Source organism: Streptomyces sp. NPDC059917 (assembly GCF_042730635.1).
Classification (GTDB): Bacteria; Actinomycetota; Actinomycetes; order Streptomycetales; family Streptomycetaceae; genus Streptomyces.
This window is the reverse complement of sequence record NZ_JBHWLC010000163.1, coordinates 1-5,999: the sequence shown is the minus strand read 5'-3', so window position 1 is coordinate 5,999 and position 5,999 is coordinate 1. Positions and strand designations below refer to the sequence as shown.

Below are 5,999 nucleotides of genomic sequence, written 5' to 3'. Positions count from 1 at the left end.
CGCGCGGCCTGGCGGCGCGGCGAGGAGGTCTTCGCCGAGATCGCCCTGCCCGACGAACAGCGCGCGGACGCCGCCCGCTTCGGGCTGCACCCCGCCTTGCTCGACGCGGCCCTGCACGCCGTCCTCGCGGGCGGCTTCTTCCCCGCCGACGGCTCCGGCATCCGGCTCCCCTTCTCCTGGCAGGGCGTCACCCTCCAGGCCACCGGAGCCCCCGTGCTGCGCGTCGCCGTCACCCCCGCGGGCGCCGACACCGTCGCGCTGACCGTCGCCGACGGCGCCGGGGCGCCGGTGGCCACCGTCGACCAGCTCGTGTGGCGCTCCGCCGACCCCGGTCGGATCGGCGGTACGTCCGTGGGCGAGGCCCTGCTGCGCGTCGACTGGTCCGCCGTGGCCCCCGCCGACACGGGCACCGCGCCCCCCGCCTGGAGCCTGCTCGGCGCCGACCCCTTCGGCCTGGCCCCCCGCGCGGGTGCCCGCTACGCCGACGTGGCCGCCCTCGCCGAAGCCGTCGAGGGCGGTGCGGTCCCGGCCGGGCCGGTCCTCGTCGCCCTGGCGGCGCCGCCGGACGGGACCGATCCGGTCGCCGCCGTGCACCACGCGGTGCGGGAGGCGCTGGGCCTCGTACAGTCCTGGCTGGCCGACGAGCGGCTCGCCGGGCTGCGGCTCGGCCTCGTCACGCGGGGCGCGGTCGCCGCGCCCGGCGCCGAGGACCTGACCGACCTCGCCAACGCGCCGGTGTGGGGACTCATCCGCTCGGCGCAGGCCGAGAACCCGGGCCGGTTCCTGCTGGCGGACCTGGACGCCGACGAGCGGTCCGCCGCCGTCCTGTCCGCGGCCCTCGCCGGGGACTCCTCCCAACTGGCACTGCGAGGCGGGGAGATACTCGTCCCGCGCCTCGCCCGGGCCGCGACCTCCAAGGCCCTCGTCCCGCCGCCGGGCCGCCCCTGGCGGCTCGACGTGGTCGGCCAGGGCATGCTCGAATCGCTCACCCTGGTGCCCTGCGACGAGGTCGAGGCCCCGCTGCTCCCGCACGAGGTCCGGGTCGCCGTCCGCGCCGCGGGCCTGAACTTCCGCGACGTGCTGATCGCCCTCGGCGTGCACCCCGGCGACGCCAACATGGGCGAGGGCTCCGGCGTGATCACCGAGGTCGGCAGCGAGGTCACCGGGCTCGCCCCCGGCGACCGGGTGCTCGGCATGCTGCCCGGCGCGTTCGGCCCGCTCGCGGTCGCCGACGCCCGCTGGGTCGTCAAGGCCCCCCAGGGCTGGTCCTACGAACAGGCGGCCTCCGTCCCGATCGTCTTCGGCACCGCCTACTACGGCCTGGTCACCCTCTCCGACGTCCAGCCGGGCGAGTCCGTGCTCATCCACGCGGCCGCGGGCGGCGTCGGCATGGCCGCCGTCCAGCTCGCCCGCCACCTGGGCGCCGAGGTGTTCGGCACGGCCTCCACCGGCAAGTGGGACACCCTGCGCGCCTCCGGGCTGGACGACCGGCACATCGCCAACTCCCGCACCCTCGACTTCGAGCACGAGTTCCGCCGGGCCACCGACGGCCGCGGCATCGACGTCGTCCTCGACTGCCTCGCCAACGAGTTCGTCGACGCGACCCTGCGCCTGATGGCCGAGGGCGGCCGCTTCGTCGAGCTCGGCAAGGTCGACATCCGGGACACCGACGAGGTCGCGCGCGCCCACCCCGGCATCGACTACGGGGCCTTCGACCTGATCCAGATCGCGCTGCACCAGCCCGACCTCTACCAGGAGATCCTCCGCGCCCTCGTCGACCTCTTCGACCGCGGCGCGCTCGGCCCGATCCCGGTCCGCGCCTGGGACATCCGGGAGGCCCCCGACGCCTTCCGCTTCCTCAGCCAGGCCAAGAACATCGGCAAGATCGTCCTCACCATGCCGCCGGTGTGGGACCCCGAGGGCACGGTCCTCGTCACCGGCGCCACCGGCACGCTCGGCGGCCTCGTCGCCCACCACCTGGTCGCCGAACACGGCCTGCGCCACCTGCTCCTCGTCAGCAGGCGCGGGCCCCGGGCCCGGGGCGCCGCCGAACTGGTCGCCTCCCTGACCGCGCTCGGCGCCAGCGCCGAGGTCGTGGCCTGCGACGTCACCGACCGGGCGGCCCTGGCCGCGCTCCTGGAGTCCGTACCCGCCGAGCGCCCGCTGCGCGCGGTCGTGCACACCGCGGGCGTCCTCGACGACGGACTCGTCGGCGCGCTCACCCCCGAACGGCTCGCCGACGTACTGCGGCCCAAGGTCGACGCGGCCTGGAACCTGCACGAACTCACCCGGGACGCGGACCTGTCCCACTTCGTCCTCTACTCCTCGGTGATGGGCGCCCTGGGCAACGCCGGGCAGGGCAACTACGCCGCGGCCAACGTCTTCCTCGACGCCCTCGCCCACCACCGGCACGCCCAGGGCCGACCGGCCTCCTCGCTGGCCTGGGGCTTCTGGGACGAGCGCAGCGACATGACGGGCGAACTCGACGAGGTCGACATGGCCCGGATCGCCCGCTCCGGGCTCGTACCGCTCGCTTCCGACGAGGGCATGGCCCTCTTCGACGCGGCCACCGCGCTCAGCGACCCCGCCCCCGTGACCGCCCGCCTCGACCTCGGCCGCCTCGGCGCCCGGGCCGCGAGCGGCACCCTGCCCGAGGTGCTGGGCGCCCTGGTGCGGGTCCGTACCCGCCGCGCCGCGACCGCGGGAGCGGCGGGCGGCGGAGCCAAGGACCGGCTGGCGGCGCTGCCCGCCGCCGACCGCGACCGGGTGCTGATGGACCTCGTGCGCGAACACGCGGCCACCGTCCTCGGCCACGCCTCGCCCGCCGCGATCCAGGCCGAGGCCAAGTTCAAGGAACTCGGCTTCGACTCGCTCTCCGCCGTCGAACTGCGCAACCGGCTCAACGAGGCCACCGGCCTGCGGCTCTCCTCCACCGCCGTCTTCGACTACCCGACCCCCAGCGCGATGGTGGGCTACCTGCGCGGCGAGCTCTTCGGCGCGGACGACGCCGACGGGAGCGCCGCCGCTCCGCTGCCCGTCCCGGTCCGCGCGACCGGCACCGGCCACGAACCGGTCGCCGTCGTCGGCATCGGCTGCCGCCTCCCCGGCGGCGCGGACACGCCCGAAGCGCTCTGGCGGCTGGTCGCCGACGGGGTCGACGCGATCGGCAAGATGCCCGAGGACCGCGGCTGGGACACCGAGAACCTGTACGACCCGGACCCCGACCGGTCCGGCAAGAGCTACGCCGTCGAGGGCGGCTTCCTCTACGAGGCGCCGCAGTTCGACGCCGAGTTCTTCGGGATCAGCCCGCGCGAGGCGCTGGCCATGGACCCGCAGCAGCGCCTCCTCATGGAGGTCGCGTGGGAGGCCTTCGAGCGCGCGGGCATCCTGCCCGGCGAGTTGAAGGGCAGCCAGGCCGGCGTGTTCATCGGCGCGCTGTTCCAGGAGTACGGGTCCCCGCTGCACGGCGCCGACGAGAAGGTCGACGGGTTCCGCCTGACTGGCAAGACCACCAGCGTGCTCTCCGGCCGCATCGCCTACTTCCTGGGCCTGGAGGGCCCGGCCATCACCGTCGACACGGCCTGCTCCTCCTCGCTGGTCTCCCTGCACCAGGCCGCCCAGGCCCTGCGCCAGGGCGAATGCTCCCTGGCCCTGGCCGGCGGCGTCTCGGTCCTGGCCACCCCCGGGATCTTCGCCGAGTTCAGCCGCCAGCGCGGCCTGGCCGCCGACAGCAGGATCAAGGCCTTCGCCGCGGGCGCCGACGGCACCGGCTGGGGCGAGGGCGTCGGCGTCCTGGTCCTGGAGCGGCTCTCGGACGCGGAGCGCAACGGGCATCCGGTGTTGGCGGTGATCCGGGGCAGCGCGGTCAACCAGGACGGTGCGAGCAACGGTTTGACGGCGCCGAACGGGCCTTCGCAGCAGCGGGTGATCCGGCAGGCGTTGTCGAACGCGGGGCTGACCGGTGCGGACGTGGACGTGGTCGAGGCCCACGGCACGGGCACCAAGCTGGGTGACCCGATCGAGGCGCAGGCGCTGCTGGCGACCTACGGGCAGGACCACAGCGGCGACGCTCCGCTGTGGCTCGGCTCGTTGAAGTCGAACATCGGCCACACCATGGCCGCCTCCGGCGTCGCCAGCGTCATCAAGATGGTCATGGCCCTGCGCAACGGCGTCCTGCCGCAGACGCTCAACGTGGACGCGCCCACCCCGCACGTGGACTGGGAGCAGGGCGCCGTCTCGCTGCTGACCGAGGCCCGGCCCTGGCCCGAGCGCCCGGACCGGCCGCGCCGCGCGGCGGTGTCCTCCTTCGGCATCAGCGGAACCAACGCCCACCTGATCCTGGAGTCGGCCCCGGCCGCCCCGACACCGCCGCAGACCGCGCCCGAGCCGGAGACCGCGCCCGCCGAGGTCCCCTGGGTGCTGTCCGCCCGTACCGAGGGGGCGCTGCGCGAACAGGCCGCCAAACTGGCCGCGTTCGTGAAGGAGCGCCCCGCGCTCGCGCCCGGGCCGGTCGGCCGGTCGCTGGCCGTCGGCCGGACCGCCTTCGAGCGGCGCGCGGTCGTTCTCGGCTCCGGCCGCGAGGAGCTGCTCGGCTCGCTGTCGGCCCTCGCGGCGGGGGACACCGCCCCCGGAGTGATCACCGGTGATGCGGTGGTGGGGAAGACGGTGTTCGTGTTTCCGGGGCAGGGTTCTCAGTGGTTGGGGATGGCGCGGGAGTTGTTCGTGTCGTCGGAGGTGTTCGCGGCGCGGTTGACGGAGTGTGGTGAGGCTCTGTCGGGGTTCGTGGAGTGGGATTTGTTGGATGTGTTGGTGTCCGGGGGTGGGGTGTCGGAGGGGTTGTTGGAGCGGGTTGATGTGGTGCAGCCGGCGTTGTGGGCGGTGATGGTGTCGTTGGCGGAGGTGTGGCGTTCGGTGGGTGTGGTGCCGGATGCGGTGGTGGGGCATTCGCAGGGTGAGATTGCGGCTGCGTGTGTGTCGGGTGCGTTGAGTGTGGTGGATGCGGCGCGGGTGGTGGCGTTGCGGAGTCGGGCGATCGGTGTGTTGGCGGGGCGGGGTGGGATGGTGTCGGTGGCTTTGCCGGTGGCGGATGTGCGTCCGTATGTGGCGGAGTTTGTGGATGAGGTGGCTGTGGCGACGGTGAATGGTCCGTCGTCGACGGTGGTGTCGGGTGGTTCTGCGGCGTTGGACGTGTTGATGGAGCGGTGGGCGGGGGAGGGGGTGCGGGCGCGGCGGATTCCGGTGGACTATGCGTCGCATTCTCCGCATGTGGAGGGGATTCGGGAGGAGGTGGTGCGGGTTCTGTCTCCGGTGGTGCCGGTGTCGTCGTCGGTGGCGTTCTATTCGACGGTTGATGTGGGTGTGGTGGATACGGTTGGTTTGGATGGGGGGTATTGGTTCCGGAATTTGCGGCAGACGGTGGAGTTCGAGGCGACGGTTCGTGCGTTGTTGGCGGATGGGTTCACGGGGTTCGTGGAGTGCAGTCCACATCCGGTGTTGACGGTGGGGTTGCAGGAGACGTTCGATGCGGTGGGTGTGGAGGGTTCCGCGGTGGCGGTGGGTTCGCTGCGGCGGGGTGAGGGTGGTTGGGGTCGGTTCCTGGAGTCGGCGGGGCAGGCGTTCGTGCGGGGTGTTCCGGTGGATTGGAGCCGGGTGGTCGCGGAGGCGGGCCGGGTCGAGCTGCCGACGTACGCCTTCCAGCACCAGCACTACTGGCTGGCACCCCACGCTCCCACCGCCACGGCCGCGGACCTCGGCATCGGCGCCCCCGAACACCCCCTGCTCAGCGCGGCCCTCGAGCTGCCCGGGTCGGACGCGGTCCTGCTCACGGGACGGCTCTCGGCGCGATCGCAACGCTGGCTCACCGACCACGCCCTGGCCGAGCGGACCGTACTGCCCGGCACGGCCTTCGTGGAGCTGGCGCTGCGCGCCGGTGACGAGGTCGGCTGCGACCGGATAGGCGAGCTGACCCTGCTCGAACCGCTGGTGCTGCCCGAACGCGG

Annotated in this window: 1 protein-coding gene; it reads left to right on the top strand. The window is 73.9% G+C overall.

Annotated elements, in window-relative coordinates; translation table 11 throughout:
- The coding region (locus ACFWAR_RS39020) for an SDR family NAD(P)-dependent oxidoreductase (RefSeq protein WP_385788384.1) at positions 1-5,999 on the top strand (5,999 nt) is incomplete at both ends.